The organism is Haloarcula sp. S1AR25-4, from assembly GCF_031624555.1.
In the GTDB taxonomy this organism is placed as follows: Archaea; Halobacteriota; Halobacteria; order Halobacteriales; family Haloarculaceae; genus Haloarcula; species Haloarcula pellucida.
The window spans coordinates 752,059-765,209 of record NZ_JAMQOR010000002.1 but is presented as its reverse complement, the minus strand read 5'-3'; the positions used below and the strand labels follow the sequence as shown (position 1 = coordinate 765,209).

Below are 13,151 nucleotides of genomic sequence, written 5' to 3'. Positions count from 1 at the left end.
ATTGTGCGTGGTGTTGTGTACCATACCACGACCCCCAGAGGTGGACTTCCAATGAACACTGTCGAACGATGGAAACAGGAGAAACACCCACTCGACGTCGTCGAGGACGTCAAGCGGTACGCCGACGCGGAGATGAGCTTCGAGGAGATAGCGGCCGCGGCCGGCGACGGCGAGTGGGAGCGCCTGAAGTGGGCGGGGCTGTACGCCCACGGCCAGCAGGACGGGTACTTCATGCTACGGACGAAGGTCCCCGGCGGCCGTCTGACGCCCGAACAGGCCCGCGTCGTCGGCGAGGTGGCCGAGGAGTTCGCCACGGCACCCGAGGAACACGGCGGCGCCGACCAGAACGCGGTCTGGGGCGACGCCTTTCTGGACATCACGACCCGGCAGGACGTCCAGATGCACTGGATAGCAGTCGAGGACGTCCCCGAGATATGGGCCCGGTACGACGAGGTGGGACTGACGACGATTCAGGGCTGTGGCGACTCCGCGCGCAACGTCCTCGGGTGTCCCGCCGCCGGCCTGAACGACCACGAGTGCTTCGACGCCCAACCAGTCGTCGACGCCGTCTCGGCGTACTTCACCGAGAACCGCGAGTACGCCAACCTCCCGCGGAAGTTCAAGATGACCATCACCGGCTGTCGGGCCGACTGCGCCCAGTCCCAGATAAACGACGTGGGGATGACGCCCGCGAAACGCGAGGTGGACGGCGCGCCCCAGTACGGCTTTCACGTCAGGGTCGGCGGCGGCCTCTCGGACGGCCCCCGGATGGCCTCGGACCTCGACGTGTTCGTCCCGCCCGAGGACGCCGTGGAGTTCTGCCGGGCCGTCGCCCAGACGTTCAAGGAACTGGGCGACCGGTCGAATCGGGGCGTCTGCCGGATGCGCTACCTCGTCCAGCAGATGGGGGCCGAAACGTTCGAGGAAGCCGTCAGGGACCGCTGTACCGTCGACTTGCCGACCCGCGGGACCGACCTCACGGAGGGGTACCGCGGCGACCACGTCGGCGTCCACGACCAGCGCGAAGACGGCCTCAAGTACGTCGGCTTCAACGTCATCGCCGGGCGGATGGGCGGCGACGAGTTCGCCGCGGCGGCCGACGCCGCCGAGACGTACGGCACCGACGAGGCGTCGGTTCGGCTGGCGACCGACCAGAACTTCCTCGTCACCCACGTCCCCGAGACGCACGTCGGCGACCTGCTGAACGAACCGTTCGCCCGGAACTACCGGCCCGACCCGGGCCCGTTCTCCCGCGGTGCCGTGGGCTGTACCGGGTCGGAGTTTTGCAACTACGGCATCATCGAGACGAAACAGCGGGTTCGCCGGTGGGCGAAAGCGCTCGACAAACGAATCGACACGCCCGACGACCTCGACGTGGTCCGGATGCACATGTCCGGGTGTTCGGCCTCCTGCGCCCAGCCACAGATAGCCGACATCGGCTTCCGCGGCGAGACGGTCCAAATCGACGACCCCGAAGGGACGACCAACGAGGAGGGGGACAACGGCGAGGCGTCGGAGACGCCTCGTGCAGACGGCGAAGCCGTCGACATCGTCGAAGGGATGGACTTCGGCCTCGGCGGAAGTCTGGGATCGGACAACGAGTTCTTAGACTGGGTCGAACACGCCGTCCCCGCCGACGCCGTGATACCTGCTCTCGAAGAACTGTTCGAGCGGTACGCCGCCGAACGCGAGGACGGCGAGCGCTTCTATCAGTGGTGTCGCCGGGTCGAGAACGACCGTCTGCGGTCGATTATGCAGCGGGCAGACGCCACCGTCGTCGGTGGCGTGGCCCGCGAGGAGGTGGCCGACGATGACTGACGACGAGCGAGAGCGAGGGCAGGTCGCGCCGGCCGACGCCGCTCCGGAACTCATCGAAGGAGCGCCCTCCGACGAGTGTGACGACGACCGTGGCGAGCGCCGACTCGTCACCGACGGTGGGCGGGACACCGGGCCGTTGCCGGGCGTTCCGTCGACGGACTCGGCCGACGCCGGGTGTGGCTGTGGCGACTCGTGTGGCTGTGGCGGCCACGACGAGGCCGTCCGACCCGACGGCGGCGCCACAGCGAGCAACGTCGACGAACGCGGCAAACTCAAGCCCGTGGAGTTCACCGAACCCGCCGCGGGCGTCAGTCAGGACGTCGAGGACGGCCGACCCGACGAGCGCGTGAACGTCCCCGACGGCGTCGAGTTGGACACGCCGGGGTACGGCATCCGCGCCGAGATGAGCGACATCGAGGAACCCGACAGGAAGACGTGGTTCATGGAACTCGACGAGGCAGTCATTCAGAACGACCGGTGTATCCAGTGTGGCACCTGCGTCGCCGCCTGCCCCAGCGACTCCATCGGCATCGGCGAGGACGACCTGCCGAAACTTGTCAAGATGTGCACGGGGTGTTCGCTGTGCTGGGACATGTGCCCGCGCGGCGGCCTGCGCTACGAGCGCCAGTGGAAGATTACTGGCGGCGAGGACAACGTGAAGGGCGCCGGCGACCCCATCACGGAGTTCTCGGCGAAGGTCGAAGACGACTGGCGCGAGAACGCCCAAGACGGCGGTCTGGTCACGTCCGTACTCTGTCACCTGCTGGAGGCCGACGAGATAGACGGCGCGCTCATCGCCACCGAAAGCGACGAGGAGCCCTGGAAGGCCGAGTCGTTCCTCGCGACGACGCCCGAGGAGTGCATCGAGAACGCCGGGAGCTTCTACAACCAGACGCTGGCGCTGGGCAATCTGGACCTCTCGCAGTGGGCGCACAAACTCGGCGTCCCGCTCTCCGAGGCGTCGCTCGCGCTCGTCGGCACGCCGTGTGAAATCGAGGGCATCCGCGCCCTGCAGGACTTCGAGTGGGACTACGCGGCCCAGGAGGACGGCGTCCGGGCCATCGACTACACTATCGCCTTGATGTGTACGAAGAATTTCAACTACTACTCGCTCATCGGCGAGCAACTCGCGGAGAAACGGGACGTCCAGCCGGAGGATATCGGCAAACTGGACGTCCTCGACGGCGAGATGCGGGTGTACGACCACGACGGCGACCCCATCCTCGTCGAGGACGTCGAGGCGTTCCACGACGCCGCGCTCAAGGGGTGTGACGAGTGCGCCGACTTCACGGGCTACTGTGCGGACCTCACCGTCGGCTCCGTCGGGTCGAGCGACGAGTACTCCTCGGTCATCGTCCGGACCGAGCAGGGCCTCCGGGCCTGGGAGTTGACCGAACCGGACCTCGACTACCACGACTTAGAGGACCGCAGTGCCATCGGCGGCCTCCAGAGCTGGGACAAGAAGAAGGCCTTCGAGTCGCTGGAACGCCCGTTCGACCCCGACGCCCCGCGGTTCATCGACTACGCGGACCACGCCGAGCAGTACGGCACGGAACTGCACCCCCACGAGGCCGACCACTGAGCCGGGCGGCCCCGGTCCGGGGCGGCGTCAGTCGTCCGTCTCGCCCCCGCCCAGCGAGGGGCCGCCGGTGAAGACAAACTGGTGTTCGGATTCGGTCTCGAAGCGGTCGAGGACGTCGTACAGCGGTTTGACGTAGCGGACGAGTTCGTCGGCCCGCTGGCTGACCTCGTTGAGTTCGGCGGCCTGTTCCTCGGCGGCCCCGGCGACGTTCTCGGCTTCGGACATCGTGTGGTCGGTGGCGTCGGCCACCTCGTTGAGCGTCCCGGCGACGTCGCCGAGGCTGTCGCGGGCGCGCTCGATGTCGCCGTCCTCGAGAGCGACGACGGCCGCGTCGACCGTCTCGGTGGCCTCCTGCAGGCGCTCGCGCTGGCCGGTAGCGTCCTCGGAGATCTTCTGGATGGACTCGGCCACCTGTTCGGCTGCGTCCGTGACGCTGGCGGCGCTGGCTCCGACCACCTCCCCGGACTCTTCGACCTGTCCGGCGAAGCTCTTGAGTTGACCGGTCGTCTTCTCAAGTTCCGCAATCATCTCGTTGAAGTCAGTCGCGATGGCGTCCATCGCGTCGTGCTGGCCGTCGGTTTCCATGCGTTGGGTCAGGTCGCCGGCGGCGGCCTGTGCCATCACTTCGGAGTACGTGGCGGCCGTCTCCTGCAGATAGGCGTTCGTCTCGACGACCTCTTCGTGGGCGACTTCCGCGCGCTTGCGCTCGCGTTCGGCTTCGTCGATACGGTCCTGTAAGGCGTCTCGCATCGCCCCGAACCCGTCGTAGAGGCGCCCGACAGTGTCGATGCGGCCGGACTCGATTTCGACGTCGAGTTCGCCCGCCTGCATCCGTTCGGTCTTGCGAGTCAGGCGGTTGAGCGCGCTGGCAGTGTTGCGACCGAGGACGGCGCCGATGGCCCCGACTGCGGCGATGCCCAGCACCGTCGCCAGCAGGCCACGGTCGGCGACGCTCCGGACGGTGCCGTAGGCCGTCTGGACGTCGGTGTGGACGAGCACGACCCAGTCCGTGTCAAGCACTTGCGCGTAGCCGACGACGTACTCCTTGCCGGCCATGCTCGCGGAGCCATCGAGCGCCGCGTTCGCGGGCCCGGCCCGGAGCGCACCGGGATCGGCGGGGCCGCTCTCACGGGCCGCGGCCGGCGCGCCGTTGTCCTCGCCGTAGGGCTGGAGGAACAGGTCGGTGTTCAACTGGTGGAACAGGACGTCGTTCGAACCGTCGACCACGAGCGTGGTGCTACTGCCGGTGCCCGAGAGCGTCCCGGTGCGCTGTTGCAGCGGGACGGTGTATACCACCACGTCGCCGGCCCCGTTGTCTGCGGGCGTGACGTAGGCGATGCGTGGCTGTGGCGATTCGAGCGTCGGCGTGTCGGTGTAGGCCTCGGTGACGACCGTCCCGGACCCGCTGTCGAGGGCGGTCCTGACTGTCTCGTTCAGGATGTCGACGGACTCGCCACGGTAGTTCGACTTCGTCGAGGCGGCGACGACGCCCTCGTCGGTGTCGACGTAGTGGAGGTTCGGCTGGTCGTCCCCGTCGAACTCGCGTTCGCGTAGCTCTCGATCGAACTGCGACTGAATCGCCGAGACGTTTCCGGCCCGGACTGGCCGCGAGCGGGCCATCGTCTCGACGAACAACGAGTTCTGCGTGTTCCAATTCGAGAGGCTATCGGCCTCCTGCTTGGCCGTCGTCGCGTGTTCGTCGAGCACCTGCTGTTCGAACTCGGCGGTCATCTGCTGGGTACCGACGGCCCCGACGCTCCCCACGAGAACGCCGATACACAGCAGCGCGATGAAGAACTTGAGCGCGAAACTCCGGCGGACGAACGCCGGCGTCACCGACCGAACGACGCTCAGGATGTCGTCGTCGCTCATCCGCTCACCCGCCGAACTGCGTCTCTTCGCTCGGCTGAACGCCCCGATCTGGTTCCGACGCGACCCCACCGCGCCGACGCTGTTCCCCTGAGTGCTTCGCCATCCGTCACCATGGAGAAGATTTGTGAAATACTATTTCATAATTGTTTCCATACGTTCGGACAGTGAGCGCGAGTGCTGTCCGCTGTCGACGTCGCGACGAAAAAACGGCATCTGCGCGTCCGTCTCGGATCGTCTCGCGCTCCCCGTTCGCGTTCGAGGCTCCGACCACCGGGAGGTGGTTCGCTACTGCTTCGCGGTTCGTTCCGCTCACCGCGTCGCCTGAACGCAGTTCCTCCTTGCAGTCGGAACCACGCTACTCTCTGGCGGCCTCGACGGCTTCGACGAACTCGGCGGCGCTCTCCCGGACCTGCTCCATGTCGTCGTTTGCGATGGCCTCGTAGTCGACGAGCGCAGAGCCAGCGCCGACGGCGACGGCACCTGCATCGAAGTACTCCGCGACGTTGTCCGTGGAGACGCCGCCGGTCGGCATGATCGGGACGTCGCCGAGCGGTCCCTGGAGCGCGCCGATGTGGCCCGGGCCGACGGTCGAGGCGGGGAACATCTTCAGGATGTCAGCGCCGGCTTCCATCGCGTCGGCGGCCTCGGTGGGCGTCATCACGCCGGGGACGCAGACGACGCCCTCGCGGTTGCAGACGTCGACGACGTCCTCGTTGAGGTTGGGCGCGAGGACGAACTCCGCGCCGGCCTCGATGACGTTGCGCGCGGCGGCGGCGTCCATGACGGTGCCGGCGCCGATGACGGCGTCGGTGCCTTCGAGTTCCTTGTCGACGGCCGCGATCATGTCCGAACAGCGCTTGGCGTCGGCGGTGAGTTCGAGCGCTGTGACACCGCCCTCGTGGACGGCTTTCGCCACGTCGACCATCTTCTCCTCGGGAATACCACGGAGGACGGCCGTGACGCCGCTGTCTACGAGTTGCTGCTGGACTGCCTGTTTGTTCGTCATGAGAGGGTCTGGGCGGGGAGGGGGCAAAAGCGTAGGTGAAAGCCGTCAGCCGTCGGCGTCGTAGGGGAGCGCGATGTCCGTCTTCGGCGCGCCGACGCCCAGCACTTTCACGGACTCCGCCGCGTCCGCGGGATTGAACGCCCGATGGGGACTCTCCGGTTCGGCGACGAACACCTCGTCGGCGGGCACGACGAACTCCTCGTCAGGCGTCTCGACGCGGAGCGTCCCCGAAACGACGTAGAACAGCTCCTCGCGTTGCTGGTGGTAGTGGTAGGTCCGGGGCAACTGCTCGCCGGGCGCCATCTCGTAGGTGGCGGCGTGGAGCGTGTGGAGTTCGGCGGCGTCGGAGATGCCCCGTCGGTCACAGGGGTAGTCCTCGGTCTCGGGGAGGTCCTCGGGGTCGAGGTGATGATAGCCCATAGCGGTGGTGGGGACCCCGGCGAGCAAAAGGATGTGGTCACCCGAACAGCCAGACCAGCACCGACAATGTGCCAAGCGAGGCGAGCGTCGTCGTGAAGACGTTCAGCGACGCGAACGCCTCGTCGCCGCCGAGTTCGCTGGTGTAGACGTACGTCGAGACGGCCGTCGGGACGCCGAGCATCACGACGGCCGCGGCCAGCGCCGTCGGACCGAGACCGAGCGCGGAGAACACCAGCCACGCCAGGACGGGCATCCAGACGACTTTCATCGCGACGACGCCGACGCTCTCGTCCAGTGAGGACGGCGAGAGGTCCGTATCGAGGGTGCCGCCGACACAGACGAGCGCCAGCGGGAGTGCGAGCGTCGAGACGGCCTCCAGTCCCGTGAGGACCGTTGCCGGGACGCCGACGCCGGCCAGCGAGGCGAGGATGCCGGCGGCGAGGGCGACCAGCACCGGATTGGTCAGCAGTTCCCGGAGTTCTCCCGCGAGCGACGCCTCGCTGTCGTTGAACCGCACGAGCAGGAAGACGGTGATGGGGACGTGGGTCAGCGCGCCGACGCCGAGGACGACGCTGGCGACGGCGGCGGCCTCGCCTCCGAGCGTCGCGGCCACCAGCGGGAGGCCGAGAAAGCCCATGTTCCCGTGGTAGGACTGCACCATGGCGACGCTCCGGCGGGCGTCGCTGTCGTGGTCGCGGTGGACGACCCAGCCGACGGCCAGCGTCAGCGCGAGTACGAGCCAGAACCCGCCCAGCAGGGCCGGCGAGACGAGTTCGCCCAGCGGTCGGTCGTACGTCGAGGCGAACACGAGCGCCGGGAGGGCGACGTAGAAGGCGACCCCGGTCAGCAGGCTCGTCCGCTCCTCGTTCAGGACGCCGGCGCGGCGCAGTCCGACGCCGGCGGCGAGGAAGGCGAGCATGTACGCTAGCTGTCCGAGAACGGCCATACCGGTTCCAACCGGTTGGCCCTCTTGTCCCTTTCGTCCCCGCCGTGGCCCCGACTCCCGGTGACAACAAGCCTTTACCCGTGCGGTCGCGTACCTCGGCACAACAATGGTACTCGACGATCTTGGGAGTTCGCTCCGCGGAACTCTCGACGACCTCCGGGGGAAGTCCCGAATCTCCGAGGAAGATATCGAGGACGTCGTCAAAGAGATACAGCGGTCGCTGTTGCAGGCCGACGTCGACGTCTCGCTGGTGCAGGAGCTCTCACAGAACATCAAGACGCGCGCGCTCGAAGAGGAGCCACCGGCCGGCACCACCCCTCGTGACTGGGTGCTCCGCATCGTCTACGAGGAACTGGTCGACCTCGTCGGCGAGTCGACGGACCTCCCGCTGGAAGAACAGACGATCATGCTCGCCGGCCTCTACGGGTCGGGGAAGACCACGACGGCGGCGAAGATGGCGTGGTGGTTCTCGACGAAGGGGCTTCGACCGGCTATCATCCAGACGGACACCGATCGCCCCGGCGCGTACGACCAGGCCAAGGAGATGGCCGACCGCGCCGAGGTGGAGTTCTACGGCGACCCCGACGAGAACGACCCCGTGAAGATCGCCCGCGAGGGCCTCGACGCGACGCAGGACGCCGACGTGCGCATCGTCGACACGGCGGGTCGCGACGGGCTGAACGCGGAACTCATCGAGCAGATAGAGCGCATCGAAGCCGAGGTGAACCCGGACCGGAACCTCCTCGTGCTGGACGCGGCGATGGGTCAGAGCGCGAAGAGTCAGGCCGCGGACTTTCAGGAGGCCATCGGCATCGACGGCGTCATCATCACGAAACTCGACGGGACGGCGAAAGGTGGCGGGGCGCTCGCCGCCGTCGACGAGACGGACTCGACCATCGCCTTCCTCGGGTCCGGTGAGACGGTCAAGGACATCGAGCGCTTCGAGCCCTCGGGGTTCATCTCCCGACTGCTCGGGATGGGCGACCTGAAGCAACTGACCGAGCGCGTCGAGCGGGCGATGGAAGAGACGGGCGAGGACGAGGAAGACTGGGACCCCGAGGACATGTTGGAGGGGCAGTTCACCCTCAAGGACATGCGCAAGCAGATGGAGACGATGAACAACATGGGGCCGTTAGACCAGGTGATGGACATGATTCCGGGCCTCGGTGGGGGGCTGATGGACCAGTTGCCGGACAACGCCATGGACGTCACCCAAGAGCGAATGCGTGACTTCGAGGTCATCATGGACTCGATGACCGAGGAGGAACTGGTGAACCCCCGCGTCGTCGGCCAGTCCCGCACCGAACGCATCGCTCGCGGGTCCGGCAAGCCTGAAGAGCGTATCCGGGAACTGCTCCAGCAGCACAAGCAGATGGAACAGATGCTAAAGCAGTTCCAGGGCATGGGCGACGGCGACATGGAGCGCATGATGAAACAGATGCAACAGGGCGGTGGCGGCGGCGGTATGGGCGGCATGGGCGGCGGCGGTCCGGGTCCGTTCTGAGAGCGGCCTCGACCGGCGACTCGACGACGGTTACTCCTCGTTGTTCGCCCGTTTTCGAGCGGCTTCGCTCTCGTTGAACCCCGCTACCAGCGTCTCGAGCGCGGTCGACTGGACGCCGACGGCGGGGGCCGTCAGCGGCGAGACGCTGACCTCCCCGTCGACGAGTGCGCGACGGTCGGTGCCGACCGGGTAGCGCTCGCCGAGGTCGGTGTCGTTCGCGAAGGGATTCTCCCAGCCGACGGTGTCGGGCCAGACCACGTCCCGGAGGGCGATGTCGCCCTCGGTGCCGGTGTTGGCCTGTTCGTCCACGGGCGAGTCGGTGTCGTGTTCGACCTGCAGGTCGTAGTCGTGGGAGGGTTCGGTCGGCCGCATCGCCGGGTCGGTCACGTCGACGGGGACGTTGACGTTGAGGAAGTCCGCCGTCTCGAAGACCCCGCCCGAGAGCGCCCGGACGACGATTTCCGTGGCGATGCGGGCCGGGCGGTCGAAGTCGTAGGCCTCGGGTGGCGAGACGAAGAAGTCCTTGCAGTGGTACGCGGAGACGGCGACGCCGGGGACGCCCAGAAAGCCCGCTTCGACGCAGGCCCCGACGGTCCCCGACCGGCCGACGACGTAGTTGCCGGCGTTGGGGCCGTGGTTGCACCCCGACACCACGAGGTCGAACGACGCGTCGAGGCCGCGCAGGCCGTAAGCGACGCAGTCGGCGGGCGTGCCGTCGAGCGCGTAGCCCCACGGGTGGGACTCGCGAGCGGTCCGATGACTTCGGGTCCGACCGACGCCGCTCTGGTTCTCGGCGGGCGCGACGACCGTCACGTCCGCGACGGCAGTGAGTTCCTCGTAGAGGCTCGCAAGCCCCGGTGCGTCGATGCCATCGTCGTTCGTCAGGAGGACCCGTGGCTCGTCCATCGGGTGTGGATTCGCCCCTGCGAGCCTGAACGTGTCGGTCCGTGGACCGCCCAACCGCGAACACCGTTCTTTTTGCGAGTGGGGCCGGTTGAACCCTACTATGACCGTCCGCGAGGTCGCTATCGAAGCCTATCGGGAGTCGATCCCGGTGTTGCTGCTCAGCGCGGCGGGGGGGCTGTTCGCGGGCGTCGTCCTCGGGGGGATGGACGCGGAACTGGAACGGGTCGCGGGGTTGCTCGTCCTCGTGCCGGCGCTGCTGGCGACACGGGGGAACGTCTACGGATCGCTCGGCGCACGACTCGGCTCTGCGCTACATCAGGGGTTAGTCGAGCCCCGCTTCTCGCTGGCCGACGAGCGCGTGAACGCGGCGGTGGCGGCGGCACTGGCGAACGGCGTCCTCGTCAGCGGCGTGGCGGCGGTGCTGGCCGTCGCCTTGCTGGTGGCGCTCGGCCGCCCGTCGGCCCCGCTGATGACCCTCGTGGGCATCGCGCTGGTGGCCGGTTTCGTCTCCGGCGTTCTCCTCACTATCGCCGTCGTCTCCGTCGTCTTCGTCGGCTATCGGCGGGGCCTGAACCCGGACACGCTGGCCGGGCCGGTCGTGACGACGACCGGCGACGTCGTCGGTATCGCGACGCTGCTGGCGGCGACTCGGTTCGTCCTCGCGCTGGGGGGTGCCTGACGTGGCGGGGTCGGAGTGGCGAGTCAGGGGCATCGTCCGCCGTATGTTCCCGGTGCTGATCGTCCTGACCGCCATCGAACTCGGGAGCGGCCTCGTCCTCGACACCTTCGAGTCGGTGCTGTTGCGATACCCGTCGTTGCTCGTCCTCGTCCCCGTCACGATAGGGATGGCCGGGAACCTCGGGAGTATCCTCGCGGCCCGACTGTCGACGGCCTTTCACCTCGGCCTGTTGTCGTTCGACCCGACGGACGACCGACTGGCGGGCAACGCCGTCGCCACCGTGGCACTGGCAGTCACCGTCTTCCCGCTGGTCGGCGCTGGCGCGTGGGGCTTACAGAGCGCGCTCGGCGGGACCCGTCTCTCGTTGGTGTCGGTCGTGACCATCGCACTCGCAAGCGGCGTCACGCTGGCGGTGCTGGCTATCGCCGTCACCACGCTGACGACGTACGCGGCCTACCGGTTCGAACTGGACCCGGACGACGTGGTCATCCCCGTCGTGACGAACGTCTGTGACGTACTCGGCGTGCTGGTGCTGTTCGGCGTCGTGCGACTGTTAGTGACCTGAGCGCCGTCGTTCTCTGCCCCGACCGACGGACCTTTGCCACCTTCGACCCGATTGCCACCCGTGCTGTCGCTCGTCGCCGACCTGCTGACACACCCGGCCGCGGGCCTGCTGGCCGACGTCGCAGAGCGAGTGGTGCGCATCACCGTCTTCCTCTCGCTGGGCGTGTTCCTCGCGAACCTCGCGGTGGCGTTCGGCCTCGTCGACAAGATAGCGACCGTCTCGCGGTACCTGACCGGCCCGGCGAACCTCCCGGACGAGGTGGGGGCGGCCATCCTGACGACGACGGCCTCGCCCACCGCCGGGTACGGCATGCTCGCGGACTTCCGGGAGTCTGGCGTACTCGACGACCGCGCGACGCTCGTCGCCGTCACCATCAACACCTTCTTCGGGTTCGCCCAGCACATCGTCACCTTCTATGCGCCCATTTTGATTCCGATTCTCGGCGCGCGTGTCGGCGTCCTCTACGTTACCACGCGGGGCCTCGTGGCGCTGGCTATCACGCTGACCGGCATCGCGGCGGGGGCGCTCCTGCTGGACGAGTCGAACGTCGACGCGGCCGGGGTCCCGGCCGACCACGAAGCGAGTCCGGACGGCGGGCGGGACGGCGACGACACGGCGGACGGCCCGAAGACTCGCGAGGCGAAGGTCCGCGAGGCCTACGGTGAGACGGTCGCGAAGGTCCGGGACATCCTGCCGCGACTGGCCGCCATCTACGTCGTCGTCTCCCTGCTCGTGGCCTACTCCGAGGAACTGCTCGCGCTGTTCGGAGCGGGCGGGGCGAGCGTCGTCGGTGCCGCCAGCGACCTGACCGGACTGCTCGGCCTGCCGGGCGCGGCGGTGCCCGTCGTCGCGGCCTTCGCCCTCGATACGACGTCGGGGGCCGTCGTCATCGCACCGCTGATCGAAAACGGGACCTTCACCGCTCGAACGGCCGTGGCGACGATGCTCGTCGGCGGCATCGTCTCCTTCGCCGTCTCGACGTTCAAGCGCTCTATCCCGTTCCAGTACGGCATCTGGGGCCGGGAGTTCGGCTCGAAGGTCATCGCCGTCAACACGGGGCTGAAAATCGTCTGGATCGCGCTCGCGCTGGTCCTCTTGCTGGCCTAGTCGAACGTGTAGGCCATCATCACTTCGTCCACTTCCTCGTCGCCGACGGTGTAGTGGTTCCGGCGGATGCCCTCGGTGTGCCAGCCGTGGGCTTCGAGGAACGAGAGCGCGTTCTCGGAGACGGCCGGGACGCTGTTGTACAGTTTCCGGTAGCCGTTGGCCCGCGCCCACTCCATTCCACGCTCCATGAGTTGGCTGCCGATGCCGTGGTCGCGGTGGTCCTCGACGACGCCGACGGTCAACTGGGCCGTCTCCCGGAGTTTGTCCAGTTGCGGCAGGTCGAGGTGACACCAGCCGACCACCTCGTCGTCGACGGTGGCGACGAAGAACACGCGGGACTGGACGGTGTTGTGCCGGGTGACGGCGTCTTCGTACAGCAACTGCTCGGCGACGCTCTCGGCGACGACGTAGGTGCTCTCGGCGGAGACGTCGCGGATGGCCTCGACCAGTCCCTCGAAGTCGTCCGGTTGGGCGGGTCGGATCACGTAGCTGATACCGTCGTTCTGGTGCGTTTCGACGGAGCCGACGTCCAGCGCCAGCGCCAGCGTCCCGCCGTCGTCTTTCAGGTACCCCTTCGAGAGCAGGTGTTCTAGCGCCTCGTCGAACGTCTCGCTGTCCAACTCGGTCGCCGTCCGCGCCCGGTGCCGGGCCGCCGTCCCGTGTCGCTCGACGTACTGATACACCGTTCTGGCCGCACTCGTCTCGAACGTCGGCCGTTCGAATGCCTCCATACGTATGACACGTAC

General features: G+C 67.7%; 12 protein-coding genes. 6 read left to right on the top strand and 6 right to left on the bottom strand.

The annotated features are described in order from the left end of the window. The first annotated feature begins 51 nt into the window (after nt 1-51). The gene (locus tag NDI85_RS12545; RefSeq protein ID WP_310915957.1) at nt 52-1,818 is read left to right on the top strand and encodes a ferredoxin--nitrite reductase; all 1,767 of its coding nucleotides are present in this window, start codon (nt 52-54) and stop codon (nt 1,816-1,818) included. Beyond that, nucleotides 1,811-3,400 (top strand): Coenzyme F420 hydrogenase/dehydrogenase, beta subunit C-terminal domain, encoded by a 1,590-nt coding sequence (locus tag NDI85_RS12540; protein ID WP_310915956.1) that lies wholly within the window; start codon nt 1,811-1,813, stop codon nt 3,398-3,400. The genes NDI85_RS12545 and NDI85_RS12540 overlap by 8 nt, the downstream gene beginning before the upstream one ends. Before the next feature lie 27 nt (nt 3,401-3,427). On the opposite strand, the gene NDI85_RS12535 is transcribed toward NDI85_RS12540, so the two are convergent. The 4 genes from NDI85_RS12535 to NDI85_RS12520 all read right to left on the bottom strand — a co-directional run bounded on the left by NDI85_RS12535 (nt 3,428) and on the right by NDI85_RS12520 (nt 7,644). Then, nucleotides 3,428-5,272, bottom strand: a complete 1,845-nt coding sequence (locus tag NDI85_RS12535; RefSeq protein ID WP_310915955.1) for a methyl-accepting chemotaxis protein — start codon at nt 5,270-5,272, stop codon at nt 3,428-3,430. 355 nt (nt 5,273-5,627) lie between these two features. Continuing rightward, nucleotides 5,628-6,278, bottom strand: coding sequence for a bifunctional 4-hydroxy-2-oxoglutarate aldolase/2-dehydro-3-deoxy-phosphogluconate aldolase (locus tag NDI85_RS12530; protein WP_188995968.1), 651 nt, complete (start codon nt 6,276-6,278; stop codon nt 5,628-5,630). Nucleotides 6,279-6,323: 45 nt separating this feature from the next. Continuing rightward, on the bottom strand, nt 6,324-6,698 hold the full coding sequence (locus NDI85_RS12525; protein WP_310915954.1) for a cupin domain-containing protein: 375 nt from the start codon (nt 6,696-6,698) through the stop codon (nt 6,324-6,326). A 37-nt stretch (nt 6,699-6,735) separates the two neighbouring features. Continuing rightward, entirely contained in the window at nt 6,736-7,644 is a 909-nt protein-coding gene (locus tag NDI85_RS12520; RefSeq protein WP_188995972.1) for an AEC family transporter, read from the bottom strand. Nucleotides 7,645-7,750: 106 nt separating this feature from the next. Here NDI85_RS12520 and NDI85_RS12515 point away from each other — a divergent pair, with 106 nt between their 5' ends. After that, nucleotides 7,751-9,148, top strand: a complete 1,398-nt coding sequence (locus NDI85_RS12515) for a signal recognition particle protein Srp54 (protein WP_188995974.1) — start codon at nt 7,751-7,753, stop codon at nt 9,146-9,148. Between the two features lie 30 nt (nt 9,149-9,178). Here the strand turns inward: NDI85_RS12515 and surE are convergent, their stop codons facing one another. Beyond that, nucleotides 9,179-10,054: a 5'/3'-nucleotidase SurE gene (gene surE, locus NDI85_RS12510; protein ID WP_188995976.1), complete on the bottom strand. Its 876-nt coding sequence runs from the start codon at nt 10,052-10,054 to the stop codon at nt 9,179-9,181. Nucleotides 10,055-10,154: 100 nt separating this feature from the next. Here surE and NDI85_RS12505 point away from each other — a divergent pair, with 100 nt between their 5' ends. The 3 genes from NDI85_RS12505 to NDI85_RS12495 are packed head-to-tail and all read left to right on the top strand — an operon-like array spanning nt 10,155 to nt 12,405. Further along, nucleotides 10,155-10,733, top strand: a complete 579-nt coding sequence (locus NDI85_RS12505) for a magnesium transporter (RefSeq protein ID WP_166966652.1) — start codon at nt 10,155-10,157, stop codon at nt 10,731-10,733. Nucleotides 10,734-10,776: 43 nt separating this feature from the next. Further along, nucleotides 10,777-11,298 (top strand): magnesium transporter, encoded by a 522-nt coding sequence (locus tag NDI85_RS12500; protein WP_396275526.1) that lies wholly within the window; start codon nt 10,777-10,779, stop codon nt 11,296-11,298. A gap of 60 nt (nt 11,299-11,358) precedes the next feature. Next, nucleotides 11,359-12,405, top strand: coding sequence for a nucleoside recognition protein (locus NDI85_RS12495; RefSeq protein ID WP_310915952.1), 1,047 nt, complete (start codon nt 11,359-11,361; stop codon nt 12,403-12,405). Here the strand turns inward: NDI85_RS12495 and NDI85_RS12490 are convergent. Next, nucleotides 12,402-13,136 (bottom strand): GNAT family N-acetyltransferase, encoded by a 735-nt coding sequence (locus tag NDI85_RS12490; protein ID WP_188995982.1) that lies wholly within the window; start codon nt 13,134-13,136, stop codon nt 12,402-12,404. The genes NDI85_RS12495 and NDI85_RS12490 overlap by 4 nt on opposite strands. Nucleotides 13,137-13,151 lie beyond the last annotated feature (15 nt).

Bases quoted from the DNA above. Each gene is read 5' to 3' on its own strand.
- NDI85_RS12500 (WP_396275526.1), top strand. From the start codon at position 10,777: ATGTTCCCGGTGCTGATCGTCCTGACCGCCATCGAACTCGGGAGCGGC.
- NDI85_RS12540 (WP_310915956.1), top strand. From the start codon at position 1,811: ATGACTGACGACGAGCGAGAGCGAGGGCAGGTCGCGCCGGCCGACGCC.
- NDI85_RS12490 (WP_188995982.1), bottom strand. From the start codon at position 13,136: ATGGAGGCATTCGAACGGCCGACGTTCGAGACGAGTGCGGCCAGAACG.
- NDI85_RS12515 (WP_188995974.1), top strand. From the start codon at position 7,751: ATGGTACTCGACGATCTTGGGAGTTCGCTCCGCGGAACTCTCGACGAC.
- NDI85_RS12505 (WP_166966652.1), top strand. From the start codon at position 10,155: ATGACCGTCCGCGAGGTCGCTATCGAAGCCTATCGGGAGTCGATCCCG.
- NDI85_RS12535 (WP_310915955.1), bottom strand. From the start codon at position 5,272: ATGAGCGACGACGACATCCTGAGCGTCGTTCGGTCGGTGACGCCGGCG.
- NDI85_RS12530 (WP_188995968.1), bottom strand. From the start codon at position 6,278: ATGACGAACAAACAGGCAGTCCAGCAGCAACTCGTAGACAGCGGCGTC.
- NDI85_RS12525 (WP_310915954.1), bottom strand. From the start codon at position 6,698: ATGGGCTATCATCACCTCGACCCCGAGGACCTCCCCGAGACCGAGGAC.
- NDI85_RS12545 (WP_310915957.1), top strand. From the start codon at position 52: ATGAACACTGTCGAACGATGGAAACAGGAGAAACACCCACTCGACGTC.
- surE (WP_188995976.1), bottom strand. From the start codon at position 10,054: ATGGACGAGCCACGGGTCCTCCTGACGAACGACGATGGCATCGACGCA.
- NDI85_RS12520 (WP_188995972.1), bottom strand. From the start codon at position 7,644: ATGGCCGTTCTCGGACAGCTAGCGTACATGCTCGCCTTCCTCGCCGCC.